General features: G+C 67.1%; 26 protein-coding genes. 17 read left to right on the forward strand and 9 right to left on the reverse strand.

What is annotated here, in order from left to right; translation table 11 throughout:
• Nucleotides 1–20: 20 nt before the first annotated feature.
• Nucleotides 21–1,208, reverse strand: a complete 1,188-nt coding sequence (locus GC146_RS13435; protein WP_291839527.1) for a site-specific integrase — start codon at nucleotides 1,206–1,208, stop codon at nucleotides 21–23.
• Between the two features lie 270 nt (nucleotides 1,209–1,478).
• The gene (locus GC146_RS13440; protein ID WP_291839530.1) at nucleotides 1,479–2,411 is read right to left on the reverse strand and encodes a carbon-nitrogen hydrolase family protein; all 933 of its coding nucleotides are present in this window, start codon (nucleotides 2,409–2,411) and stop codon (nucleotides 1,479–1,481) included.
• Between the two features lie 378 nt (nucleotides 2,412–2,789).
• Between GC146_RS13440 and atpD the strand changes: the two genes are divergently transcribed.
• From atpD to GC146_RS13485, 9 genes are read left to right on the forward strand one after another with little or no spacing between them, the layout of a single operon-like run.
• Nucleotides 2,790–4,223 carry a F0F1 ATP synthase subunit beta gene (atpD, locus tag GC146_RS13445; protein ID WP_291840731.1) on the forward strand — a complete coding sequence of 478 codons (1,434 nt, stop codon included), beginning with the start codon at nucleotides 2,790–2,792 and terminating at the stop codon, nucleotides 4,221–4,223.
• A complete protein-coding gene (locus tag GC146_RS13450; RefSeq protein ID WP_291839533.1) occupies nucleotides 4,220–4,672 on the forward strand; it encodes a F0F1 ATP synthase subunit epsilon in 453 nt (150 codons plus the stop codon). Before atpD ends, GC146_RS13450 begins: the two co-directional genes overlap by 4 nt.
• On the forward strand, nucleotides 4,665–4,964 hold the full coding sequence (locus tag GC146_RS13455) for an AtpZ/AtpI family protein (RefSeq protein ID WP_291839536.1): 300 nt from the start codon (nucleotides 4,665–4,667) through the stop codon (nucleotides 4,962–4,964). Before GC146_RS13450 ends, GC146_RS13455 begins: the two co-directional genes overlap by 8 nt.
• Nucleotides 4,961–5,260 carry an ATP synthase subunit I gene (locus tag GC146_RS13460; RefSeq protein WP_291839539.1) on the forward strand — a complete coding sequence of 100 codons (300 nt, stop codon included), beginning with the start codon at nucleotides 4,961–4,963 and terminating at the stop codon, nucleotides 5,258–5,260. The genes GC146_RS13455 and GC146_RS13460 overlap by 4 nt, the downstream gene beginning before the upstream one ends.
• On the forward strand, nucleotides 5,257–5,973 hold the full coding sequence (locus GC146_RS13465) for a F0F1 ATP synthase subunit A (protein ID WP_291839541.1): 717 nt from the start codon (nucleotides 5,257–5,259) through the stop codon (nucleotides 5,971–5,973). Before GC146_RS13460 ends, GC146_RS13465 begins: the two co-directional genes overlap by 4 nt.
• A complete protein-coding gene (locus GC146_RS13470) occupies nucleotides 5,970–6,218 on the forward strand; it encodes a F0F1 ATP synthase subunit C (protein ID WP_291839543.1) in 249 nt (82 codons plus the stop codon). The genes GC146_RS13465 and GC146_RS13470 overlap by 4 nt, the downstream gene beginning before the upstream one ends.
• 16 nt (nucleotides 6,219–6,234) lie before the next feature.
• Nucleotides 6,235–6,972, forward strand: coding sequence for a hypothetical protein (locus tag GC146_RS13475; protein ID WP_291839545.1), 738 nt, complete (start codon nucleotides 6,235–6,237; stop codon nucleotides 6,970–6,972).
• Entirely contained in the window at nucleotides 6,962–8,473 is a 1,512-nt protein-coding gene (locus tag GC146_RS13480) for a F0F1 ATP synthase subunit alpha (RefSeq protein ID WP_291839548.1), read from the forward strand. The genes GC146_RS13475 and GC146_RS13480 overlap by 11 nt, the downstream gene beginning before the upstream one ends.
• Nucleotides 8,470–9,318, forward strand: a complete 849-nt coding sequence (locus tag GC146_RS13485; RefSeq protein WP_291839551.1) for a F0F1 ATP synthase subunit gamma — start codon at nucleotides 8,470–8,472, stop codon at nucleotides 9,316–9,318. The genes GC146_RS13480 and GC146_RS13485 overlap by 4 nt, the downstream gene beginning before the upstream one ends.
• Before the next feature lie 90 nt (nucleotides 9,319–9,408).
• Here GC146_RS13485 and aroB read toward each other — a convergent pair whose 3' ends face one another.
• Both aroB and GC146_RS13495 read right to left on the reverse strand, forming a co-directional pair.
• Complete coding sequence (aroB, locus tag GC146_RS13490) at nucleotides 9,409–10,530, reverse strand: 3-dehydroquinate synthase (RefSeq protein WP_291839554.1); 1,122 nt, start codon at nucleotides 10,528–10,530, stop codon at nucleotides 9,409–9,411.
• Nucleotides 10,527–11,096: a shikimate kinase gene (locus GC146_RS13495; protein ID WP_291839557.1), complete on the reverse strand. Its 570-nt coding sequence runs from the start codon at nucleotides 11,094–11,096 to the stop codon at nucleotides 10,527–10,529. The genes aroB and GC146_RS13495 overlap by 4 nt, the downstream gene beginning before the upstream one ends.
• Before the next feature lie 150 nt (nucleotides 11,097–11,246).
• On the opposite strand from GC146_RS13495, the gene GC146_RS13500 reads away from it, so the two are divergent.
• From GC146_RS13500 to GC146_RS13515, 4 genes are read left to right on the forward strand one after another with little or no spacing between them, the layout of a single operon-like run.
• Nucleotides 11,247–11,402 carry a hypothetical protein gene (locus GC146_RS13500; RefSeq protein ID WP_291839560.1) on the forward strand — a complete coding sequence of 52 codons (156 nt, stop codon included), beginning with the start codon at nucleotides 11,247–11,249 and terminating at the stop codon, nucleotides 11,400–11,402.
• A 26-nt stretch (nucleotides 11,403–11,428) separates the two neighbouring features.
• Nucleotides 11,429–12,955, forward strand: coding sequence for a hypothetical protein (locus GC146_RS13505; protein WP_291839563.1), 1,527 nt, complete (start codon nucleotides 11,429–11,431; stop codon nucleotides 12,953–12,955).
• A complete protein-coding gene (locus GC146_RS13510) occupies nucleotides 12,952–13,905 on the forward strand; it encodes a site-specific tyrosine recombinase XerD (RefSeq protein WP_291839566.1) in 954 nt (317 codons plus the stop codon). Before GC146_RS13505 ends, GC146_RS13510 begins: the two co-directional genes overlap by 4 nt.
• 52 nt (nucleotides 13,906–13,957) lie before the next feature.
• Nucleotides 13,958–15,271 (forward strand): HlyC/CorC family transporter, encoded by a 1,314-nt coding sequence (locus GC146_RS13515; RefSeq protein ID WP_291839568.1) that lies wholly within the window; start codon nucleotides 13,958–13,960, stop codon nucleotides 15,269–15,271.
• Nucleotides 15,272–15,322: 51 nt separating this feature from the next.
• Here GC146_RS13515 and GC146_RS13520 read toward each other — a convergent pair whose 3' ends face one another.
• Nucleotides 15,323–16,861: a helicase HerA-like domain-containing protein gene (locus GC146_RS13520; RefSeq protein ID WP_291839571.1), complete on the reverse strand. Its 1,539-nt coding sequence runs from the start codon at nucleotides 16,859–16,861 to the stop codon at nucleotides 15,323–15,325.
• Between the two features lie 342 nt (nucleotides 16,862–17,203).
• On the opposite strand from GC146_RS13520, the gene GC146_RS13525 reads away from it, so the two are divergent.
• Complete coding sequence (locus GC146_RS13525; protein WP_291839614.1) at nucleotides 17,204–17,788, forward strand: GrpB family protein; 585 nt, start codon at nucleotides 17,204–17,206, stop codon at nucleotides 17,786–17,788.
• 184 nt (nucleotides 17,789–17,972) lie between these two features.
• On the forward strand, nucleotides 17,973–18,602 hold the full coding sequence (locus GC146_RS13530) for an invasion associated locus B family protein (RefSeq protein WP_291839617.1): 630 nt from the start codon (nucleotides 17,973–17,975) through the stop codon (nucleotides 18,600–18,602).
• 63 nt (nucleotides 18,603–18,665) lie between these two features.
• Here GC146_RS13530 and GC146_RS13535 read toward each other — a convergent pair whose 3' ends face one another.
• From GC146_RS13535 to GC146_RS13550, 4 genes are read right to left on the reverse strand one after another with little or no spacing between them, the layout of a single operon-like run.
• Nucleotides 18,666–19,874, reverse strand: coding sequence for a beta-ketoacyl-[acyl-carrier-protein] synthase family protein (locus tag GC146_RS13535; protein ID WP_291839620.1), 1,209 nt, complete (start codon nucleotides 19,872–19,874; stop codon nucleotides 18,666–18,668).
• The gene (locus GC146_RS13540) at nucleotides 19,871–20,134 is read right to left on the reverse strand and encodes an acyl carrier protein (protein WP_291839624.1); all 264 of its coding nucleotides are present in this window, start codon (nucleotides 20,132–20,134) and stop codon (nucleotides 19,871–19,873) included. The genes GC146_RS13535 and GC146_RS13540 overlap by 4 nt, the downstream gene beginning before the upstream one ends.
• A gap of 37 nt (nucleotides 20,135–20,171) precedes the next feature.
• Complete coding sequence (locus GC146_RS13545) at nucleotides 20,172–21,269, reverse strand: UDP-3-O-(3-hydroxymyristoyl)glucosamine N-acyltransferase (protein ID WP_291839627.1); 1,098 nt, start codon at nucleotides 21,267–21,269, stop codon at nucleotides 20,172–20,174.
• A gap of 41 nt (nucleotides 21,270–21,310) precedes the next feature.
• Nucleotides 21,311–22,936: a L,D-transpeptidase family protein gene (locus GC146_RS13550; RefSeq protein WP_291839631.1), complete on the reverse strand. Its 1,626-nt coding sequence runs from the start codon at nucleotides 22,934–22,936 to the stop codon at nucleotides 21,311–21,313.
• Nucleotides 22,937–23,227: 291 nt separating this feature from the next.
• Between GC146_RS13550 and GC146_RS13555 the strand changes: the two genes are divergently transcribed.
• Nucleotides 23,228–23,794: a DUF882 domain-containing protein gene (locus GC146_RS13555; RefSeq protein ID WP_291839633.1), complete on the forward strand. Its 567-nt coding sequence runs from the start codon at nucleotides 23,228–23,230 to the stop codon at nucleotides 23,792–23,794.
• 138 nt (nucleotides 23,795–23,932) lie between these two features.
• Entirely contained in the window at nucleotides 23,933–24,442 is a 510-nt protein-coding gene (gene msrA, locus GC146_RS13560) for a peptide-methionine (S)-S-oxide reductase MsrA (RefSeq protein WP_291839636.1), read from the forward strand.
• Nucleotides 24,443–24,477 lie beyond the last annotated feature (35 nt).

Genomic DNA, 24,477 nt, shown 5'->3' on the forward strand with positions numbered 1-24,477 from the left:
GGCTGCCCTAACCCGAGCGCCTAATTCACCACCCGCAAAGCCGGGCCGCCCGGAGTGGGCCGCTTCATCCCCAAAGCCAAACGGCTGGCCACAGACGCCGCTGCCCGTTGCACCGACTCGTCAGCAAAATGCGCATAGCGCAAGGTCGTCTGCAGGTTCCTGTGACCCATGATTTCTTTCAGCAGGAACGGATCGATGCCACTCATCACTGCGACCGAGGCATAGGTGTGCCGCAGATCATGCATGCGCACATCTGTGAGCCCGGCCCGGGCCCGGACGCGCAACCAGGTCTTCTGCAAATTGACCAAGGGGCCGGTCTCGCTGTCTCCTAGTATCACATGCGGATTGCCGTCCGTGCGTGGCAGGGCCATCAGGATGTCATAAGCCTCGCGCGGCAAGGGGATGCGCCGCCGCCCGGTCTTGCTGTCCGGCAACTCCAGGTGATGGGCGGTGACATAAGCCCAACGCAGCGTCAGAATCTCGCCCAGGCGGCATCCGGTCAGCATGAGGAGCTGGATCGCCGAAATGGCGTGTTGAGTCTCCTGCCCCGTCTCCAGCGCCTCTGCGAGCACCTGCCAGAGCCGCGCCTGCTCGTCGTCGTTCAGGTAGCGCTTCTTTTCCTCTTCGCGAAACCGCTTGATCCGCCGTGCCGGGTTGGTGCCGTCGCGGCGCAAGCCCCAATCCTCCGCCAGATTGAACATCTTCGACAACATGCTGACAGAACGATTGGCCATGTACGGGGTCGCCCGAAGCCCGTGGTGGAATTCCACGATATCGGCGCGGGTGATGTCGACGATCTTCCGCGGCCCGAGTGCTGGACGCACACATTGGTCAATGACGCATTTGTAACCCCGCAGGGTCGACGGCTTGCAGTGCACAGAGACATATTCCGCGAGGAACCTATCACAAAGAGAAGCGACGGTCGGTGCCCGCAGATGGCGTTGGCGGTCCTCGGATGGGTTGCCGCCTCGCGCCACCTCGCCCAAGAGCTTGCGGGCCTCCAACCGCGCCTCGTCCGCGGTCAGTGCACCATGCTGTCCGATAGCGCGCCGTCGCGTCCGTCCGCCTGCCCGGTACTGCACGAGATAGGATTTGCGCCCGGAGGCATAGACCCGAACACCGAACCCCGAAAGGTTACTATCCCAGACCAGGTAGTCCTCGGACCGGGCTTCCAACCCTTCGACGGCGCGCTTGGTGAGCTTGGACATAGCATGAACTCCGACCATTTGATTTTCGACCATCGCACCGATCCGGAAGCATTACGGAAGCAGTACGACACGAAACATGGCGCTATTCATGAGTCACCAGCGTAGGAGCCGTCAATAATAATCCTTATCAATCAATTATTTATGCGAGACTAGCGCGAACCGGCGAAATCTGGCGAAACCGGACTATGCCGCCTGTTAATCAATTGGTCGTAGGTTCGATCCCTACCGCCGGAGCCAAAATCCCTGATAGATCAGCAGTGTTAGCTGCCCTCACGCGAACAGGATCGGCGACTGTTTGGTCCGGTTTATGCTGAGGGTGAAGACATCCGGGCGGGCGTAGTGTCCGCTGGCGTCGAACTTGCGGCGTGATGCGGCCGCGGCAGGGACGTCGATCTCGACAATCAACAGTCCCTTTTCATTGCGCATCGGACCCGCGGCAAGGCCACCGAAGGGCTTGTAAACCACCGCGTCGCCGGGGTTGATCCACTCCGCAGGGTCAGGAAACAGTTCGTCGCGGTAGGGCAGGTCTTGCGGCACGTCGGCGGCCTCAAGGGCAGTGGCGCAGCCTACGACCCAGCATCCGCCTTCCCGCGCAATGTGCTGCATCGTGGCCAGCCAGGTGTCGCCGCTATCCCATGTCGGGGCGACGTAGATGTCGATGTTCTGTGCGTAGAGCGCGAAGCGCGCCAGCGGCATGTAGTTTTCCCAGCAGATCAACGCGCCGACCCGGCCAACAGCCGTCTCCACGACCCGAAGCGTGGAGCCGTCGCCAAAACCCCAGACCATCCGTTCGGGGTTGGTCGGCATCAGCTTGCGGTGGTTGTTCAGAAGGGTGCCGTCCGCGTCGATGATCGCGACGCTATTGAAAAGGGTGCTGCCGCTGAGCGCCCCGTCAATCTCTTGATGCCCCATGACCACGACCACGCCATGTTCCTTTGCCGCCGCCCTTACCGGTGCGAGCTCATCCCGCGCGAGGTTGATCGAATTTTCCTGTGCCAGGGCAAAGAGTTCGTCCGTCTTCTTCATGCCTGCCCCGGGCGGGAGCCGCCAGACGAAGGTGGGATAGCCCGGCAGCCACGTTTCCGGGAAGACGACCAGCCGACACTGCGCGGCGGCGGCTTCGGCGATGAGATCGACGGCGCGGGCGAGCGAGGCCTCCTTGTCCATGTAAACGGGTGGTTGCTGTATTGCAGCGATTTTCATGGTTCCCCCTTTGGCGGGGCGAAAATGCGCCCCTCTGGTGGGACAAAAATCGCCCCACCCCTGCGCCACGTCCAACAATCGGCCTGAGCGGCGCACGACCCGACGGTAGCAGAATCGGCCGCGGATGTCGCGCCATAGCGGTTTCATGCGGTTCCGGGCCGGTTGCCACGCAGGGCATGCGACCGATCTGCGCCCCTGCGTCAGCCATAGGAACCCGACTGCGACAAGACGCGGGGGGCGTCCACCCTTGACCTCCCTCTGCACCAACAGTCTGATCTGCATCAATCCCGGCCCGTCCCGGGGGCGGTAGGGTAATGGTCTGGGCGAGCCGAGGGCACGCCCATGCGTGACAGGGGGACCGCTTTGGCCGAGCGCGCGATGACGTCTGGTGCTGATCCAACGGCCTCCGCCGCAACTGCCCATGTGGTGGCGGTGCGGGGCCCAGTGCTGGATATCCGCGTCACCGGTTCGCTGCCCGAGATCCACGATGCGCTGGAAATAGCCGCGCCCGAGGGCGTGATCATGGCCGAGGTGCAGGCGCATCTTGACGCGCATACGCTGCGTGCCATCGCGCTGCAGCCCACCCAAGGCCTGGGCCGGGGGGCGTCGGTACGGCTGACGGGCGGGCCGCTGCTGGCACCGGTGGGCGAAGGCGTTCTGGGCCGTCTGCTCGACGTGCTGGGCAACACCGCCGACGATGGCCCTGCCCTGCCGCCCGACATCTTGCGCCTGCCGATCCACCACGCCGCGCCCCGCCTGACCACGCAGGCCGCCGCGACCCAGATCTTCGCCACCGGCATCAAGGTGATCGACCTGCTGGCGCCGCTGGCACAAGGCGGCAAGGCGGCGATGTTCGGCGGCGCGGGCGTGGGCAAGACGGTGCTGGTGATGGAGCTGATCCACGCCATGGCCGCCGGCTATGACGGCATCTCGGTTTTCGCGGGCGTGGGCGAGCGCTGCCGCGAAGGGCACGAAATGTTGCAGGAGATGACCGCTTCGGGCGTGCTGGACAAGACCGTGCTGGTCTATGGCCAGATGAACGAACCGCCCGGCGCGCGCTGGCGGGTGCCGCTGAGCGCGCTGACCGTGGCCGAGCATTTCCGCGACGCCGAGGCGCGCAACGTGCTGCTTCTGATGGATAACGTCTTTCGCTTCGTGCAAGCGGGCGCCGAGGTGTCGGGGCTTCTGGGCCGGATGCCCTCGCGCGTGGGCTACCAGCCGACGCTGGAAACCGAGGTGGCCGAGTTGCAGGAGCGTATCGCCTCGGTCGGGCAGGCCTCGGTCACGGCGATCGAGGCGGTCTATGTCCCGGCCGATGATTTCACCGATCCGGCCGTCGGGGCCATCGCCGCCCATGTCGACAGCATGGTGGTGCTGTCGCGGCAGCTGGCGTCCGAAGGGATCTACCCGGCGATCGACCCGATCGCGACCACCTCTGTCCTGCTCGACCCGCTGGTTGTGGGGGCCGAACACGCCGCCGTCGCGGGCGAGGTGCGCGAACTGATCGAGCATTACCGCGAGTTGAAGGACGTGATCGCGCTGCTGGGCGTCGAGGAGCTGGCACCCGAGGAACGGCTGGCGGTGGGCCGGGCACGGCGGTTGCAGCGTTTCCTGACCCAGCCCTTCTTCGTGGCCGAGGCGTTTACCGGGATGGCCGGACGCACTGTGCCCGTGACTGACACGGTGGCGGGCTGCAAGGCGATCATCGCGGGCGAGTGCGACGACTGGCAGGAAAACAGCCTTTACATGGTCGGCTCGCTGGACGAGGCGTGGGCCAAGGAAGAGGCCGCGCGCCAAGGCAAGGCGGCATGAGCGGCGCGCTGCACCTTGTCGTCACCACGCCGCTGGCGGTCGTGGTTGACGAGACGGATGTCGCCGCGGTGCGCGCCGCAGATGCCTCGGGCAGTTTCGGCCTGCTGCACGGCCATGTCGACCTGCTGACCGTGCTGGCCTCGGGTGTGCTGCGCTGGCGCGACGGCGCGGGAGCCCTGCGTTATTGCGCGGTGCGCGGCGGGGTGCTGAGCGTCAGCGGCGGCCGCGAGGTGCGCGTGGCCTGTCGCGAGGCGGTGACAGGCACCGATCTGGACCGGCTGGAGGCCATGGTCGCCGCCGCGCGCGAGGCTGCCGCCGCCGAGGCCGCGCGCGCGAGGGTGGCGCAGACCCGGCTGCACGCGCAGGCGATCCGCACCATCATGCAGCATCTTGCCGGACGGACCGATCCGGCGGAACTGATCGCGGCGGAGGACCGGGGCGATGGCTGAGCCTCCGCGAGACAACCGGCCCGAACGGCCCGCTGACCTCTCCGACGCGGCCCACCGCGCGGCGATGCGCCGGCAGATGGAGCAGGACGACCCAGAGCCGTCGTTGGGCCGCCGCTTTGCCCAGATCGGCGTTCTGGGATGGATGACGGTGCTGCCTACTTTGCTGGGGCTCTTGTTTGGCCACTGGCTTGACCGGCTGCTGGGCGGGGGCATCACGCTGGCCGCGGCGCTGACGATGCTGGGCGCGGCGCTGGGTCTGTGGCTGGCCTTCCGCTGGATGCACCAGCAATGAGCGTGCTGCTGACACCCCTTTCCGGCCCGTCCTGGGCCCTGCCGGTGGCGCTGGCGCTGGCCTTCGCGCTGGGGCTGGTCGCGGGGGCAGTGCATTTCGCCACGCTGGGCTGGGTCGCGCGGCGGCTGGCCGAGGGGCAGATGCGGGCAGTCGCCGTGCAGGTGGCCCGCATGGTGGTGTTGGCGGCCGTGCTGCTGGCAATGGCGCGCTGGGGCTGGCCCATGCTGCTGGCAGCCGCTGTCGGGCTGGCGCTGGGTCGTGCGCTGATCCTGCGCCGGGAAAGGGCCGCAGAATGATCGCTTCGCCCCTGACCACCCAGATCGCCTTCATGGCCGGACCGGTGCCGGTCAGTACCATAGTGGTCACGACATGGGCCGTGATGGCAGTGCTGTTACTGGGCGCCGTTCTGATCGGCCGTCACCTGCGCCTGATCCCCGGCCCCGCGCAGGCGGTGGCCGAACTGCTGGTGGAGGCGATCGACGACCAGATCGCCGCCACGGTCGAGGCCAGCCCCGCGCCCTACCGGGTGCTGATCGGCACGCTTTTTATCTTCATCTTCACCTGCAACTGGTCGTCGCTCGTGCCGGGGGTGGAGCCGCCAACCGCGCATCTGGAAACCGACGCGGCGCTGGCGGCGCTGGTCTTCGTGGCGACGGTCTGGCACGGGCTGCGCGCGCATGGGCCGCTGGGTTACCTGCGCACCTTTGCCCAGCCCAGCTGGGTGATGATCCCGCTCAACCTCGTCGAGCAGTTGACGCGCACGCTGTCGCTGACGGTGCGCCTGTTCGGCAATGTCATGAGCGGGGTTTTCGTCATTGGCATCATCGGCCTGCTGGCCGGGCTTCTGGTGCCGATCCCGCTGATGGCGCTCGACATGCTGACCGGCGCCGTGCAGGCCTACATCTTCGCCGTGCTGGCGATGGTCTTTATCGCGGCGGCCGTCAGCGAGGGGCACAGCCCCCGTCCGGCCCAGCCCACCACTCCCGCAACCGAAAAGGACAGTCCATGACAGGTTACATCGACATCATCAGCATCCTCGTTGCCGGGTTCACCGTATCTTTCGGCGCACTAGGCCCGGCGCTGGCCGAGGGCCGCGCAGTGGCCGCGGCGCTGGAGGCGATTGCGCGCCAGCCAGAGGCGGCCGGCACCATCTCGCGCACACTTTTCGTGGGCCTTGCGATGATCGAGACAACGGCGATCTACTGCCTCGTCATCGCGCTGCTGGTTCTCTTCGCCAACCCCTACGCGGGCTAACGAAGGAACAGAGCACGTGCAATTCGACTGGGTCACATTCGCCTTCCAGCTGGTCAACGTGGCCGTGCTGCTATGGCTGCTAGGCCGGTTCTTCTTCCGTCCCGTGGCCGATATCGTGGCCAAACGGCAGGCCGAGACGGCCGCTGCCCTGCAAAAGGCGGCCAAAGCCGAAGCAGCAGCTCAGGCGGCCGAGGTTGCGGCGAAAGAGGCCGCGGCGGCCAACGCTGCCGCACGGATGCAGGTGCTGGAAAAGGCGCGTGACGAGGCCGCCGCGCAGGCCGAGGCGGCGGTGAAGGCCGCGCAGGCCGAGGCGCGGGCGATACTGCAGAAGGCGCAAGACGACCTTGCCGCGCTGCATGAGCGGCACGATGCGCGGCAGGTGCAGATGGCGGCCGACCTAGCCGTCGTACTGGCCCGCAAGGTGCTGGCGCAGGTGCCGCCCGACGCCCTGCTTGACAGTTTTGCAGAGACCTTGGCGGGCAAACTGACCGCCCTGCCCCGCGACGAACATGCAGCGTTGCTGGACCGGGCCGAGGCGCCACGACTTGTTGTTGCAACAGCGCTGACGGATGAGGCGGCAGCCCGGCTGCGGGCGCGGTTGGCCACCGGCTGGCCCGGCGCGGCGGATTGCCCGCTGGAGGTTGCCCATGGCCTGATCGCCGGGGTCGAGATCCGCAGCCAGAGCGGCGAGGTGCGCAATTCTCTCGGCGCGGGGCTGGAAAAACTGGCGGAGGCGTTGCGTGATGGCGACTGATCCCGACGCCCTCAACCGGCTTGCCGCCCGCGTCGATGCCATGGAGCTTGGCCCCGAGGCCGAACTGCTGGGCCGCGTTGCCGCCATCGCCGACGGGCTGGCCGAGGTAACGGGTCTGCCCGATGCGGTGCTGGGCGAAGTTCTGGAATTCGACGGCGGCGCGCGCGGGTTCGTCCTCAACCTCGAGGAAGAGCGCGTACAGGTCGCGCTGCTGGACCCCGACGAGGGGATCTCGGCGGGCAGCCCGGTGCGGTGCAGCGGCACCGTGGTCAGCGTGCCTGTGGGTGACGAATTGCTGGGCCGGGTGATCGACCCGCTGGGCCGGCCACTCGATGACGGGCCGCCACTGTCAGGCGCCACGCTGCTGCCGGTCGAACGGCCAGCCCCCGCGATCATCGAGCGCGATTTCGTCAGCGAGCCGTTGCAGACCGGCATCCTGGTGATCGATTCGCTTTTCGCCATCGGGCGCGGCCAGCGCGAGCTGATCATCGGCGAGAGGGCGACGGGCAAGACCGCCATTGCCGTGGACACGATGATAAACCAGGCAGGCGGCGACATGGTCTGCGTCTATGTCGCCATCGGCCAGCGCGCGACGGCCGTGGCCCGCGTGATCGCCGCCGTCAAGGCGCGCGGCGCGATGGCGCGATCGGTCTTCGTGGTGGCGCCCGCCACCGCGCCGCCGGGGCTGCGCTGGCTCGCACCCTTTGCCGGCACCACCATCGCCGAGGCGGTCCGCGATGCGGGCGGTCACGCGCTGGTGGTGCATGACGACCTGACCAAGCACGCCACCACGCACCGCGAATTGGCGCTGCTGGCGCGTCAGCCGCCGGGGCGCGAGGCCTATCCGGGCGACATCTTCTACCTGCACGCGCGCCTGCTGGAACGGGCGGCGAAACTGTCGCCCGCGCGCGGCGGCGGATCGCTCTCGGCGCTGCCCATTGCCGAGATCGAGGCAGGCAACCTGTCGGCCTATATCCCGACCAACCTGATCTCGATCTCGGACGGGCAGATCGTGCTGTCGAGCACGCTGTTCGCCTCGGGCCAGCGCCCGGCGGTCGATGTGGGCCTGTCGGTCAGCCGGGTGGGCGGCAAGGCACAGGTGGCGGCGCTGAAGGCAGTGGCGGGCCGGGTGCGTCTTGATTACGCGCAATACCTTGAGTTGCGCATGTTCGCCCGCTTCGGCGGCTTCGGCGACGCGCAGATGAAGGCGCGGATCGCGCATGGCGACAGGATCGGCGCGCTGTTGACGCAAGTGCGCTACGCGCCGCTGCGGGTGATCGATCAGGTCGCCTTGCTAAGCGCGCTGGCCGAGGGCCATTTCGACGCGGTGGCGCTGGAGGCGATTCCGCGCGTCAAGGCGGCGCTACCCGCGATCATCGATGCCGAACCCGCGCTGGCCGCGTTCGACCCGGCAGCCAAGTCGCAGACGCCCGCGGTGCAGGCCGCCCTTCTGGCCTGCGTGACCCATGCCATTGCTGCGGCCGCCGGGCCCGCGCCATGACGGAGCGGCCCGAGGACATCACCACGCGGATGGGCAACATCGCCCAGATCGAGACGGTGGTGCTGGCGCTGCGCGGGCTGGCCACCGCGCAGGCGCAGGAGGCGCGCCGCCACCTTGCCGCGGCCGAGGCCCACGCGGCGACCGTCACCCGCGCGATGGCACAGGCGCTGGCGCACGATCCGGCCACGTTCACCGGCAGCGACAGTGGCCCTGCCGCTGGGCCCGCCCTGATGATCGTGATCGGGGCCAGCCAGGGCTTCAGCGGGGCCTATAGCGAACGGATCGTCTCGGCGGCGGCCGAGGCCAGATCGGCCGATCCGGCGTTGCAGTTGATGGTGCTGGGCCAACGCTGCATCAGCGAATGCGACGATCGCGGGCTGGACCGGGTTTGGGACCGGCCGATGCCGGCCCATGTCGACGAGATCGCCGGGCTGGCCAGCCGGGTGGTCGATGCCCTCTTCACCCGGCTGGCCCAGCAGGGCGCGGGGCCGGTGCGCATCCTGCATGCCCGGCCCAGCCATGACGGCCAGCCGCTGGTCACCCGGCAGCTTCTGCCGTTCGATCCGGCCGGGGTGCTGCCCGCCACGCGGGGCGGCGGGGCGCCGCTGTTGACGCTACCGGTCGCCGCGCTGATGGCCGCGCTGATCGAGGAATGGGTCTTTGCCGAGATCTGCGCCGCGCTGCTGGTGGCCCATACCGCCGAGAACGAGGCGCGGATGACGGCGATGATGCGCGCCAAGGCGAACCTTCAGGACCTGCATCGTGACCTGCGCCGCGACCTCAACGCGGCGCGACAGGCACAAACGACGACCGAGATCATCGAACTGAGCGCCGGACGGCTGTAGGATGCGGGGTCAGGGGGGCGCTGCCCCCCCGGCCCGTGCCCGGGCCTCCCCCCCGGAGTATTTGCGGCAAGATGAAGGGGGAAGGCCGGCTCAGCCGCGGCTGGCCAGCGCCTCGGCCAGAACAGCGCGGACGGCATCGGTCGAGACATCGGCCGTGACGAAGGCCTGCCCGATTGCGCGCGCGAGGATGAAGCGCAGCTGGCCCGCGACGACCTTCTTGTCCTGCGCCATCAGTGCAAGCAGGCCGTCGGCATCGGGCAGCGGGCCGGGAATGGCCGACAGGTCGGCGGCCATGCCCATCGCCCGCAGGTGGGCCGCGACACGGCTGGGCTCTTCCTGGCTGCAAAGGCCCAGCCGGGCGGACAGCGTGAAGGCCAGCGCGCAGCCGATCGCCACGCCCTCGCCATGCAGCAGCCGGTCGGAATAGCCGGTCGCGGCCTCCAGCGCGTGGCCGAAGGTGTGGCCGAGGTTCAGCAGTGCCCGTTCGCCCTGCTCGGTCTCGTCGCGCATCACGATGCCCGCCTTCATCTGGCAGGACCGCGCAACGGCATGGGCGCGCGCGGCCGGATCGCCCTTGGCCAGCGCGGGGCCGTTCTGTTCCAGCCATTCGAAGAAATCGGCATCGCCCAGCAGACCGTATTTCACCACCTCGCCATAGCCCGCCAAAAGGTCGCGCGGTGGCAGCGTGTCCAGCAGCGCGGTATCGGCCAGAACCAGCACGGGCTGGTGGAAGGCGCCGACAAGGTTCTTGCCCTGCGCGGTGTTAATCCCCGTCTTGCCGCCGACAGAGCTGTCGACCTGCGCGAGCAGGGTGGTGGGGATCTGCACGAAGCGGATGCCGCGCCGGACGATGGCGGCGGCAAAGCCCGCCAGATCGCCGATGACGCCACCACCGAGGGCCAGCACCAGATCGCCGCGTTCGGTCTTTTGGTCCAGCAGCCATTCGACGGTGCGGGTGAGTTGCGGCCAGCCTTTCGTGGCCTCGCCCGCCGGCAAGCGCAACGTCGCATGGGCGATGCCGGCTGCATCGAGCGATTGGGTCAGGCTGGCCAGATGCAGACCTGCCACTGTCTCGTCAGTGATGATGGCGACACGCGGACGCGCCAGGTGGGGCGCAAGGTGGCGCGGCGTTTCGGCCAGAAGGCCCGGTCCGATCAGGATGTCATAGGCCCGGCCGGGCAAATCGACGCGGACGATCTTGTGGGGCATCATGCAAGCTCCAGAATGTCGGGGCGGGTAGCCAGCGCGGCGATCACCTGCGCCGTGGTCTGGTCGATGGAATTGTCGGGCTTGACGTCGATACGCAGGTCGGCCAGCCGGTAGAATGGCACGCGCGCGGCGTGAAGGGAGGCCAGCGTGCCGCGTGGATCGGCGGTGCGCAAGAGCGGGCGGGTATCCTTGTGCCGGACCCGGTCCCACAACAGCGCCAGCGGCGCATCAAGCCAGACCGACACGCCCAGCCGACCCACTGCAACGCGGTTTCGCTCGGCCAGCCAAGCGCCGCCGCCGGTTGAGAGGATGCCGGCCGGGCCCGCCAAAAGGCGGGCAATCACCTCGGCCTCGCGGTCACGAAAGAATGCCTCGCCGTCGCGGGCAAAGATCTCGGCAATGGTGGCCTGCGCGGCCAGTTCGATCTCGGCGTCGGAATCGACAAAGGGCACACCCAACCGCTGCGCCAGCGCGCGGCCCACCGCCGTTTTGCCCGAGCCCATCATGCCCACCATCACGACGCTGCGGTGCAGCCGGCCCGGCACGGATGGCGGATGGTGATCGGTCATCGCGGCGGCCCCTCCCCCGGCTCGTTCCCGTCGGCCGTCCCGCGCGCAATCACGGGATGTTTGCCTGAATGGCGTGATCTTGAAAGAAAGGCCATATATAAACCCGATACCGCAACCCGGATACACCCGGAAACAAGGATAAAAGACACGATGTTATGGCGACTTATCAAGGCACTGTTCTTTCTCGCGGTGTTGGCGGGGATCGGCCTCGTGGGGTTCGCCTATGTCGGCCCGATTCTGTTCCCGACCGATTTCGCGGCGCCGGGACAGCAGGTAACGGCAACCGTCACGCTGGACGCGCAATAGCCATGCGCGCCTTGGCGGCAGCGGCGATGGCGGGGCTGATTGCCAGCGGCGTGGCGGCCCAACAGGCCACGACCGCGCCGATGTCGGCGATTGGCTGGCTGTCGCAAAGCGTTGAAACGCCCAGCCAGCCCGCCACGCCCACCGAACCGCCGGTGAGCGGCTCTGCCAGCACGCCGCCCGTCACCAGCCAGCCGTTGGGACAGGCCACGGTCGATGGCGTCGGAATCCTGCCGCCCTCGGTCACCGGCTTGCCGGCAACGCTGTGGGCGGCCAGCGACGCGGCCACCTTGACCGACCTGATCGGTGCCGAACGGGTCGAGACGCTGCCGGCCCTGCAGGACCTGATCGTCACGCTAATGCTGGCCGAGGCCGACCCGCCGGCAGGCGCGGGCAAGGGCAGCCCGCTGTTCCTGGCGCGGGTGGACAAGCTGCTGGACCTGGGCGCGCTGGAGCCCGCGCAATCGCTGATCGAGGCAGCCAAGCCCGACACGCCCGCCCTTTTCCGCCGCTGGTTTGACATCGCGCTGCTGACCCGGACCGAGGATACCGCCTGCAAACTGCTGCAAAGTCAGCCCGACATCCTGCCAACTTATGCCGCGCGTGTGTTCTGCATCGCTCGTGGTGGGCAATGGGACGTGGCGGCGCTGATTCTGAATACCGGCCGCGCACTGGGTGACATTCCGCCTGAAGAGGAGGAATTGCTGACCCGCTTTCTCGATCCGGCCTATGCCGACGGCGCGCCGCCCCTGCCCCCGCCGTCGCATGTCACACCTTTGATCTTCCGTCTGCGTGAGGCGATTGGCGAGCCTCTGGCCACCGGCGACTTGCCGCGCGCCTTTGCCAATGCCGATCTGGCCGATACGACGGGCTGGAAGGGACAGATTGAGGCGGCCGAGCGGCTGGCCCGCAACGGTGCCTTGTCGGAAAACGTGTTGCAGGCGCTCTACACCGCCCGCACGCCTGCGGCTTCGGGCGGCGTCTGGGACCGGGCGCAGGCGGTACAGACGCTGGACGCCGCGGTGACGGCGGGCGATGCGGGCGCGGTCGCAGCAGCCCTGCCTGCCGCTTGGGCCGCGATGCAGTCTGTCCGCTGCGAGGTGCCATTTGCCAAGCTTTATGCCGAGCAGGTGCGCGCCATGCCACTGACGGGGCAGGCCGCGGCGTTGGCGTTTCGTATCGCGCTGCTTTCGCCGTCCTACGAGGCCGCGGCGCAGGCCTACCAGCCGACGACCGACGAAGAACGGTTCCTTGCCGCCCTTGCGCGCGGCAGCGTGACCCCGACCGATGTGCCGGCCGGCTGGACGGAGGCTGCCCGCGCCCGGGCCGTGGCCGCGGCCTTTTCCGGTGCCGCCCCGTCACCCGCGCTGGCCGGGCTGGTGACGCAGGGCAAGTTGGGCGAGGCCCTTTTGCAGGCGGTGGCGACATTCAACGCGGGGCTTGCCGGTGATCCGGTGCAGGTGACCGACGCACTGGCGCTGCTGAGGCAGGTGGGGCTGGAAAACGTCGCGCGCAAGGCGGCGCTGCAATACCTGCTGCTTGACCGCGCGCCATGAGCGCGCCCGCCACCGACCGAGGCTGGATCGCGGCATTTCTTGACGCACAGGCCGCCGAGGCCGGGGCCGCGCGCAACACGCAACTGGCCTATGCCCGCGACCTGCGCGATTTCACCGACTGGCTGGATGCGCGCGGCGGCAGCCTTGGCGGGGCCGACCAACACACGATCGAGGATTACCTGATCGGATGCGAAGCGTCGGGACTGGCCACCACCACCCGCGCCCGACGCCTGTCCTCGATCCGGCAGCTTTACCGTTTTGCGTTCGCCGAAGGTTGGCGCGCGGATGATCCGGCCGGACGGCTGAAGGGGCCGGGCCGGCCGCGCCGTTTGCCCAAGACCCTGGCCGAGGCGGAGGTCGACGCGCTTTTGGCCGCGGCGCGGGCGCCGGGGCGCGACCGGGTGCGCAATACTTGCCTGATGGAACTGCTTTACGCCACGGGCATGCGGGTGAGCGAGCTGGTGGAACTGCCGGTTTCGGCGGTGCGGGGCGATCCAAGGATGCTGCTGGTTCGCGGCAAGGGCGACAAGGAGCGGATGGTGCCCCTCTCGCCGCCCGCCCGCGAGGCCGTGACCGAATGGCTGGTCTTGCGCGACGCGACCGAGGCGGCTGCTCGGGCCAACGGCAGGCCTGCCTCGCGCTTCCTCTTTCCCTCGCGCGGCAAGTCCGGCCACCTGACGCGCGCGCGCTTTTTCCTCTTGATCAAAGAGCTGGCAGTCGCCGCGGGGCTTTCACCCGAGACGGTCACGCCGCACATCATCCGCCACGCCTTCGCCACCCATCTTCTGGCGCGGGGGGCGGACCTGCGCGCGATCCAGACGATGCTGGGCCATGCCGATATCGGCACGACCGAAATCTATACCCATGTGCTGCAGGAACGGCTGAAGGAACTGGTCGATACGCATCACCCGCTGGCCCGGCAGGCGCGCGAGGGTGGCGGCAAGCCTTGATGTTGGCCGCGCCGCTCCCCATAACCACTGCTGTTCCCTTTCGCGTGAGCCCGTGTCCGTGACATCGCCCTCTACCCTTGACGCCGCCTTCTGGATCACCGCCGCGGTGATCGTCGTGCTGCTGGTCATCTCGGCCTTCTTTTCCGGCTCGGAGACGGCGCTGACTGCTGCCTCGCGCGGCAAGCTGCGCGCCGCGGCCGACCGCGGCTCGAAGGGCGCGCGCACCGCGCTGAACGTGACCGAGGACAACGAGCGGCTGATCGGTTCGGTGCTGCTGGGCAACAACGTGGTCAACATCCTTGCCACGTCGCTGGCGACAGCACTTCTGACCCGCGCCTTCGGGCATAACGGAGTGGCGGTGGCGACGCTGGCAATGACGATCCTCGTGCTGATCTTTGCCGAGGTGCTGCCCAAGACCTACGCCATCACCAGCCCCGAGACGGTGGCCGCGCGCGTGGCCGCGCCGATCCGCATCGTGATCCTGCTTTTCTCGCCGCTGGTCGGCGCGGTGCGCTGGTTCGTGCGCGGGGTGCTGTGGGTCTTCGGTGTGCGGGCCGATCCCGACAGCCATATCCTTGCCGTGCGCGAAGAAATCGCGGGCGCGCTGCAACTGGGCCATTCCGAGGGGATCGTCGAGAAGGAGGACCGCGACCGCATCCTTGGCGCGTTGGACCTGTCCGAACGCATGGTCGAGGAGATCATGCTGCACCGCTCCAACATCGAGATGATCGATGCGGGCCTGCCGGTGGCCGAGATCCTGTCGCACGTGCTCGACAGCGCCCATACCCGCATTCCGCTCTGGAAGGGCGAGCCCGAGAACATCGTGGGCGTGCTGCACGCCAAGGACCTGCTGCGCGCGCTGCACCGGATGATGCGCGACGATGGCGCGGTCAGCCAGACAGAGCTGGCCGGGTTCGACATCATGAGCGTGGCGATGGAGCCTTACTTCATCCCTGAATACACCACGCTGGACGACCAGATGCGCCAGTTCCTCAAGCGCAAGACGCATTTCGCGCTGGTGGTCGATGAATACGGCGCGCTGGAGGGGCTGATCACGCTGGAGGATATCCTTGAGGAAATCGTCGGCGAGATCAGCGACGAGCATGACAACGACGAGGAAGAAACGATCGAGCGGACCGAGGATGGCGCCTATCTTGTGGACGGTGGCATGACGATCCGCGACCTCAACCGCGCCTGCGACTGGCAACTGCCCGACGACGAAGCCAACACCATCGCGGGCCTTGTGATCCACGAGGCACAGATGATCCCGGTGAAGGGACAGGTGTTCAGCTTCCACGGCTTCCGCTTCGAGGTGGTCGAGACCGAGGCCAACCGTCTGGCGCGGCTGAAGATCAGGCCGCTTTGACGCGCGGCCTTCGGTCCTGTCAATGGGCCAAAGCGTTGTCCCGACTGCCCCCTAACGCGCCTTGAAGAAGCTGCCGAGAATGCCCCGAACAATTCGCCGCCCGGTCGTGCCGGTCAGTTCCTTGACGACCATGTTGGCCAGTGCGCCGCCCACATCGGTCTGCTTGCTGGCGCGGCTGGGCCGCGTCGTGGTGGTCCTGCCACCATCGTAGCGACGCGCATTGTGGTACTCGCGGGCCTGCGCATCGGCCTGCGCCTGCGCCGTTTCGGCATCGGCGGCGGCCTTGGCCGCGGCCTCGGCCTTGCGCGCCAGCATCTCGGCGGCGGAATCGCGGTTGAGCTTGGTGTCGTATTTCCCTGCCACCGGCGACGACCGCATCAGCGCCACCCGTTCTGCAGGGTCGATCGGGCCCAGTTGCGACGAGGGCGGGCGCACCAGCGTGCGCTCGACCACGCCGGGCACGCCCTTGGCATCGAGCATCGAGGTGACGGCCTCACCGGTGCCGACCTCGCGGATCGCCTCGGCGGTGTCAAAACGGGGGTTGTCGCGGTAGGTCTGCGCGGCCTTCTGCAGGTCCTGCCGGTCTTTGGCGGTGAAAGCGCGCAGCGCGTGCTGCACCCGGTTGCCCAACTGGCCCAGCACGGTTTCGGGCACGTCGGCGGGGTTCTGCGTGACGAAATATATCCCCACGCCCTTGGACCGGATCAGCCGGGCGACCTGTTCCACCTTGTCGACCAGCACCTTGGGCGCATCATCGAACAGCAGGTGCGCCTCGTCGAAGAAGAAGACAAGTTTCGGCTTGTCGGGGTTGCCGACCTCGGGCAGTTCTTCGAACAACTCCGACATCAGCCACAGCAGGAACATCGCGTAGAGCTTGGGAGAGTTCATCAGCTTGTCGGCGGCCAAGATGTTGATGCGGCCCCGCCCCTGCGCGTCGAGCAGCATCATGTCCTTGAGATCGAGCGCCGGCTCGCCAAAGAGGTTCGCGCCGCCCTGGTTTTCCAGCACCAGCAATTGCCGCTGGATCGCGCCCACCGACGATGTGGCAATGTTGCCGTATTTCAGCGACAGGTCCTTGGCGTTCTGGCCAACCCAGACCAACAGCGCCTGCAGGTCTTCAAGGTCGAGCAGCGGCAGGCCCTGTTCATCGGCCACCCGGAAGGCCACGTTCATCACGCCTTCCTGCACGTCGGTCAGTTCCAGCAGCCGGCTGAGCAGGAGCGGCCCCATCTCGGCCACGGTGGCACGGATCGGATGGCCCTGTTCGCCGAAGAGGTCCCAGTAAGTGGCCGGAAAAGCCGAATATTGCAGATCGAGGCCGATGGTGGCGGCGCGCTTCATGAAGGCGTCGTGCAGCTTGAAGGCGGGGCTGCCCGAGGCGCCGATGCCCGACATGTCGCCCTTCACGTCCGACAGGAAGACCGGGACACCCGCGGCCGAGAACCCCTCGGCCATGATCTGCAGCGTCACCGACTTGCCGGTGCCGGTGGCTCCGGCGACAAGGCCGTGGCGGTTGCCGAAACCCAGCAGAAGCTGTTGCGGTGTGCCGTAACCCTCGCCGCCCCCGCCGATGAAGATGCCGTCGCCCATATGCGCCTCCCGCCTGCCCGTTCGCACGCAAAATACAGTGTTAACCCGGTCATGCCAGCCTGAATGCACGTGTCGGGCCGCCGGGCAGTGCCGCGGCGAATGGCCCTGCGCGCCATGGTTCTCCTTCCCAGAAACTGGCCGCGCCCCCGTGGCGCGGTGCTTTTCACGGAGGCGTCACAGCCGCGCGAGCAATACCGGTTGACGCCCCCCGGCCGCTTGGCTAACCATGCGCGTCAATAGATCGGCCAAGTCCGACAGGGAGATCAGGAAAAGGGACCATCTCGCGGTCCCTTTTCTTATTTTCATCATGCCGTTGCGGCCCGGACTGCAGGCGGGGACGCAATGGTTTGCGTCGGGCTGGCGCCCAGTTCCACCGCCTGCAGGGGCCGCGAGGCTGCGATGGATGCAATCGTCGTTCCCCATGATCCGGCCTGGGCCGATGCCTTTCATGCCGAAGCTGCCGCAATTTCGTCGCGGCTGGGCGCTGGCACCATCCGTCTTCATCATATCGGCAGCACGGCCATTGCCGGCATCCTTGCCAAGCCCACGATCGACCTGTTGGGCGAGGTGCCCGATCTGGCCGGGCTCGACCTGGTCTCGCCTGCACTGGAGGGTCTGAATTACAGGGCGATGGGGCCCCATGGCATTGAAGGCCGGCGTTTCTTTCTCAAGGACGACGCCGCGGGCCGCCGTACCCATCACCTGCATGTCTTCGTGCAGGGATCGGCCCATGCGGTCCGGCATCTCGCCTTCCGGGACTACCTGATCGCACATCCGGAGACGGCCGCCGCATATTCTGCCCTGAAGCGGCAGATCGTTGCCCTGCCCGGAACGACGCGCGACACCTATCTGGTGGCGAAAGGCCCGTTCATCGCACGGACCGAAGCCGAGGCGCTGGCCTGGTATCAAGGGCGCGAAGGCCCGTGAGGAAGGGCCGGCTGGCGCGGTCTCCGTGCAAGGTGCCGCCCGGGACCCTGCCGTGGCCGGCCCATCGCCCGGTCACGCCTTCGCGATCTCGGCAAAGTCCCGCCATGCCGGACGGGTTTTGGCCCTGACAGCACCGCGCGGGCATGCTAGAGGCAATTTCGAAAAGAACGACTGGAATGGACCCATGTTGAACCCGATCAAGACTTTGGCCTTGCTGGCCATCTGTGCCGCCGCCCCTGCCTTCGCGCAGGACCAGACCTCGTCAGGGGCGCCGGCCGCTCCCGACCTGAACCTCGGGACCACGGTCAATTCCGACGGCACGACTGAGCCGCAGGTCGGCCAGACCTACATCAAGGAAACCTTCACCGATTGGTCGTCGCGCTGCCTCAAGACGGCCGATGGCAAAGACCCCTGTCAGCTTTACCAACTGCTGAAAGATTCAAACGGCAACTCCGTGGCCGAAATCAGCATTTTCCCACTGGCCAGCGGCGCGCCTGCCGCGGCAGGCTCAACCATCGTCGCGCCGCTGGAGACGCTGCTGACCAAGAACCTGACGCTGGTGGTCGGAACGGATCAGGCCAAGCAATACCCGTTCACCTTCTGCAACCGGGCCGGCTGCATCGCGCGGATCGGCTTCACCGCAGACGAGGTCGACCAGTTCCGCAAGGGCGCCACCGCAACGCTGACGCTGACGCCGGTCGCCACGCCGAACCAGCCGGTCAGCGTGGAGATCTCGCTGAAGGGCTTTACGGCGGGTTATGCCAGCCTGCCCGCCCCGGCGCCGGCCGCTGCCCCGGCTGCTTCGGGCAACTGAGGCGCTTGATTGCGAAACAGGTTGAACGCCGCCCCAAGGGGCGGCGTTTTTCGTTGGAGGGGGTCAAATCCCGCGCAGGGCGATGACGGCGTTCAGACCACCGAAGGCAAAGGCATTCGACAGAACCACATCCACCTTCGCCTCGCGCGCGACATTCGGCACCACGTCCAGCGCGCATTCAGGATCAGGCTCTTCATAGCCGATAGTGGGCGCGATCACGCCGTCGCGCACCGCCATGATGCAGGCCAGCAGCTCGACAGCGCCGGTCCCGCCGATCAGGTGGCCGTGCATCGACTTGGTCGAGGACAACATCAGCCGGTCGGCATGGCGGCCGAACACATCCGCCACGGCGGCGCTTTCGGTCTTGTCGTTGGCCGCCGTCCCGGTGCCGTGGGCGTTGATATAGCCCACCGCCTCTTTCGGCACGCCGGCATCAGCGATGGCACCCGCAATGGCGCGCGCGGCGCCCTGCTTGGATGGCATCACAATGTCGGAGGCGTCCGAGGACATGGCGAAACCGATCACCTCGGCCAGCATCTCGGCCCCGCGGGCACGGGCATGGTCGTAATCCTCGAAAACGAAGACACCGGCGCCCTCGCCCTGCACCATGCCGCTGCGGTTGGCCGAGAACGGCCGACAGGCATCGCGCGACATCACGCGCAGCCCTTCCCATGCCTTGATGCCGCCGAAACACAGCATCGATTCCGACCCGCCGGTCACCATCGCCGTCGCCATGCCCGAGCGCACCATCTGGAACGCCAGCCCCATCGCGTGGTTGGACGAGGCGCAGGCCGTCGCCACGGTGAAGGACGGCCCGCGCAGGTTCCATTCCATGCTGACATGGCTGGCGGCGGCATTGTTCATCAGCTTGGGCACGATGAAGGGGTGAACGCGGTTCTTCCCCTCCTCGTAGACGGCGCGGTAATTCTCGTCTTGCGTGGTCAACCCGCCGCCCGAGGTGCCCAGCACGACGCCGGCGCGATTGGCCAGCTCTCCGACCGGGCGCAGGCCGGACTGGTCGATCGCCTGCCGCGCCGCCAACAGGGTGAACTGGGTGAAACGATCGTAAAGCGCGATCTGCTGGCGGTTGAAATGCACGTGTTCGTCGTAATCGCGCACCTGCCCGCCGATCTGGATCGCCAAGCGGTCAACATCGCGGATATCGAGCGGGCCGATTCCACAACGCCCCTCGCGCATCGCTTCAAGCGTGGCGGGAACGTCATGGCCCAGTGGGTTGATCGTGCCGGCGCCGGTGATGACGACGCGCTTCATCCGCGCGCCTGCTCCTTCACCAAGCCTTCGACGGCGCGGATGATCGAGGCGACCGACGAAATGTCGAAGGCGCTGTCGGAGGGGTCGTTGGCGTTGAAGGGCACGGAGATGTCAAAAGCTTCCTCAATCGCGAAAATGCTTTCGACAAGGCCAAGGCTGTCGATGCCGAGGTCCTCAAGCGTCTGGTCCGGCCGGATATCGGAGGGCTCCAGCAAAGCCTGAGACGCGATGATGGCGATGACGCGGTCCTCGATACTCATTACGGGTGGTTCCCTGGTCACGGTCTCTGGCGGTGATTTAGTCACTCTCGCCCGGCTTTGAAACCGATTTCTGACGGAGCGTGAGGTCACGCAGCAGGCGAGGCAGGCGCCGCAGTGCCTTGTAACTTTCGATATGCGTCTCCATTCGTACCGCCGGACTGCCCATCATCACCCGCCCCGCAGGGACATTTGACAGGGCCAGCGCCCCGGCGGCGAGGACCACGTCGTCGCCCACCCTGATGTTGTCGACAACGCCCGCCTTGCCGCCCAGCACCACCCTGTCGCCCAGCACGCTGGACCCGGCCACGGCGCTTTGCCCGGCCAGCAGGCAATGCCGGCCCAGCGTGACGTTGTGGCCAATCTGCACATGGTTGTCGAGCTTGCAGCCATCGCCCACCCGGGTCGGCCGGATCGTGCCGGCATCGACGGCCGCCAGCGCGCCGATCTCAACATCGTCGCCAATCACCACGCCGCCCAGCGAGTGAATGCGGTGCCAGCGCGGGTCGCCCTCGGGCGGTGTCATCTCGCCACCCAGCTGGCTGCGGGCGCGTTCCGCGTTCGAGGGGGTTTCGGTCACGAAGGAAAACCCGTCACCGCCGATCACCGCATTGGGCTGAATCACAACGCGCGCTCCGATCGCGACGTTGCGACAAACCCGCACGCCCGGTCCGATCAATCCGTCAGGGCCAATCCGCGCCCCCGACGCGATGGTGACCTGTCCGGCAATGCGTGTGCCTGCGCCAATCTGCGCGCCGGCGCCGATCACCGTCAGCGGCCCGACTGAAACCTCGGCGCCCAGAACGGCCGTCGGATCAATCACGGCCGTTGGATGCACGCCCGGGGCGATGTCGGGGCCGTCGTCCAGCATTGCGGTCAGCCGGGCCAGCGCAAGGCGGGCGCGCGGTGCCTCGATCGCGGCGAGAAGGCCCAATGCCCGCCAGTCAGCACCGGGCCACACGATCGCGGCGCGCGCGCGCCCTTCTGCCAGCCCCGGCGCATAGGCTGGGGACATGGCAAGGGCAAGCTGATCGGGCGCCGCACTGGCCGGTTCGGCGGCACCGGTCACCTTGATCGACACCTCGCCATGGGCCACGGCCCCTAGCGCCGCGGCGATCTCGGCTATGCTATGCGACATGGCGCGGGGCTCCTCGCAGGGGGCGGCTGACGTGCCCCGGCTTACGCCGCGATCGCGCGCACCGCCACCCCCGCCTGCGCCAGCGCATTCCAGATATCGCGGTCGCGCCGGTAGATGTCGCGCCGGAATTGGACGCCGCCGGTCACGTTGGTAAAGGCGGTGCGATAGGTCAGGTGCACCGGCACCGGATCGACCAGATCAACCCGCGTCTCCACCCCGGTATCCAGACCGGCCTTGAAGACGGCCTGCGGGTCCGCTTCCTGCCGCGCCAGCAGCGTGTAGGCAAAATCGAACGGGTCGCCCAAACGTACGCAACCATGGCTGAACGCGCGAACCTCGCGGTTGAACAGGCTCTTGGACGGCGTGTCGTGCAGGTAGATGTTGTAGGGGTTCGGAAACAGGAATTTCACCCGCCCCAGCGCATTGCCCTGGCTGGGCGGCTCGCGCATCGAGAAGGGGAAGTTCGACTGCGTGTAAGCGTTGAAATCGGCCGTGCTGCGGTCGACGACGCGGCCATAGGCATCGGTGATCTGAAGGTTGGACGCGGCAAAGGGGTTGGCCTGCAACTGCGGCAGGTATTCCTTCACGATGATCGAGCGCGGCACGTACCAGCTGGGGTTGATGATCATGAACTCCATGACATCGGAAAACTCGGGCGTCTGGTGATCAACCGAGGTCTGCCCCACAACGGCGCGGCATTCGAAGGTGACATTGTCATTGTCGACGATGCGCGCGGTGAAATCGGGGATATTGACCCAGATATGTCGCGCACCCCGCGGGCTGTTCATCCAGCGCTCGCGCTCCAGCGCCACGATGACCGAGGCCAAACGCGCCTCAAGCGGGCGGTTGATTTCGTCCAGCGTGCCCTGTCCCGCGACACCATCGGTGCTGAGGCCATTGGCCGCCTGGTAACGCTGCACCGCTGCCTGCAGCGCGGCGTCGTAATCCTGGCTGACGCTGCGGTCGAGGAATCCCATCGTGATCAGCCGGTTGCGCAGGGCCACCACGGCCGGGCCACTGGCGCCAGGCTCCAGCTTGCCGCCGGGCACGGTGGGGCCGTAGCCGCCCGCAGCCAGCATCCGCTCCATGATCGCCTTTTCGCGTAAAAGCCGGCCATATTCGGGCGAGGATGGCGGCAATGAACGCAAAAAGGCCGCCGGTGTCGATTGTGCGAAGGCCTGCAGCGTGCCGAGGCGCGCGCGGTAAGGCACCTGCAACTTCAGCCCGTCATCAATCTGGCCCGGGGTGAGGATACCGGTCTGGATGTCGCGGGCGAATTGCAGGAAGAGGCGGCTAAGCTCCACCTCCATCATACCCTGATCAATGGGCTGGGTGGCCGCGCGGATCCGGCCGATCAGCGCCTGCGGATCATAGCGCGCAGCGGGCAGGCCATGATCGGGAGCAATCGCGAAGGCGGCAAGCAACGCGTTGCGCCGCTCCTGCGCCGCGCGGTCGGTGCCGCTCCAGATCCCTTCGAAATTGCGCGCGCGGTAGAAGGCGGCCAGATCCTCGTCCTGCGAGGCGGCCTGAGCCACACCCTGCATGAAGGCGGGCACCTGCGCACTGGCGGATGTCGCGAACGGAACCACCACCGTGCCGGCGGCCAGCCCGGCCATCAGTTCACGCCTGTTCATCGTCATCACACCCTCCGCTTTCTGTGCAGCCATGCTGCGCAACGCGTCGAGTGTGACGCGCTTGCCCCCCGAAGGTCCAGACAGAACCGCCGCGGACCCCATTACAGCCGCGCCAAGGCCCCCGGGCCTTTGCAAAGATGCAACAGACGCGGCTTTCCGGCGGATTTGCGCAAGTTTTTGCCGACAAGCGGCTCCAGAGCCACAGCGAGCGGTTTCAGGACTTGGTCAACGATTCGTCATATGTCATAAAGTTACAGCACTTGGGGACTCTGTAACAAATCCGCTGCTCGCGCGGATGACGAAACGACGGGACAGGCACTTCCAATGACAAGCACGACTTCGAGCATTTCTCGACGCGGCCTTCTGCGGGCCTTCGCAGCCACCACCGTCGCCGCAGCACCGACATACTCGATGGCAGCTGGCTTTCTGCGGGGGGCTGGCGATATTCGGCGGATCCGGATGTACGCGCCACGCACTGGCGAAAAGCTCGACATGATCTACTGGGTCGAGGGGCAGTATATCCCCGAGGCGATGTCCGAGATCACCTATTTCATGCGCGACTGGCGGACCGAGACGATCATGCCGATCGACACCCGCACGATGGATATCGTTGCCGCGGTGCACAAACTGCTCGACGTGACCGAACCCTACATGCTGCTCTCGGGCTACCGCTCGCCCGAAACCAACGCCTACCTGCGCGCGCACTCGCGCGGCGTGGCCAAGAATTCGCTGCATATGCGGGGCGAGGCCAACGACCTGCGGCTGGCCAGCCGGACCGTCCACCAGGTGTCGGCTGCGGCCAAATCCTGTGCGGCCGGCGGCGTTGGCACATATCCGCGCTCCAATTTCGTGCACATGGATTGTGGCCCGGTTCGCACCTGGAACGGCTGATCCAAACCACAATGGCAGAGTGACAGGGCCGCCCCTTTGGGCGGTCTTTTCTTTTGGCATGATCACGGCACCGTCAGAACAGATGACGCGCCGGCCATGGGAACCTATGTTGGACACAATGCAACATCGGAGGACATCATGGCGGAAGAAACCGCGATCCTGGCTGGCGGCTGTTTCTGGGGCATGCAGGACCTGATCCGCAAGCTGCCCGGCGTGATCCGAACCCGGGTCGGCTATACCGGCGGCGACGTGGCCCACGCCACCTACCGCAACCACGGCACCCATGCCGAAGGGATCGAGATCGTCTTCGATCCGGCGCGCATCAGCTACCGCGAACTGCTGGAATTCTTCTTCCAGATCCACGACCCCACCACGTTGAACCGGCAGGGCAACGACCGCGGACTGAGCTACCGCTCTGGCATTTACCCCACCACCCCCGAACAGGACCGCATCGCGCGCGACACCATCGCCGATGTCGATGCCTCGGGCCTCTGGCCCGGCAAGGTTGTGACCGAGGTCAAGCCTGCCGGCGATTTCTGGGAGGCCGAGCCCGAGCATCAGGACTACCTCGAGCGCATCCCCCACGGTTATACCTGCCACTTCGTGCGCAAGGGCTGGCGCCTGCCGAAACGGACCGACGCGGCCTGAGGCCCGCCGCCGCGCTTCATCTTGCCGCAAATACT

It is taken from the genome of Limimaricola sp., from assembly GCF_016125575.1.
Lineage (GTDB): Bacteria > Pseudomonadota > Alphaproteobacteria > Rhodobacterales > Rhodobacteraceae > WGLM01.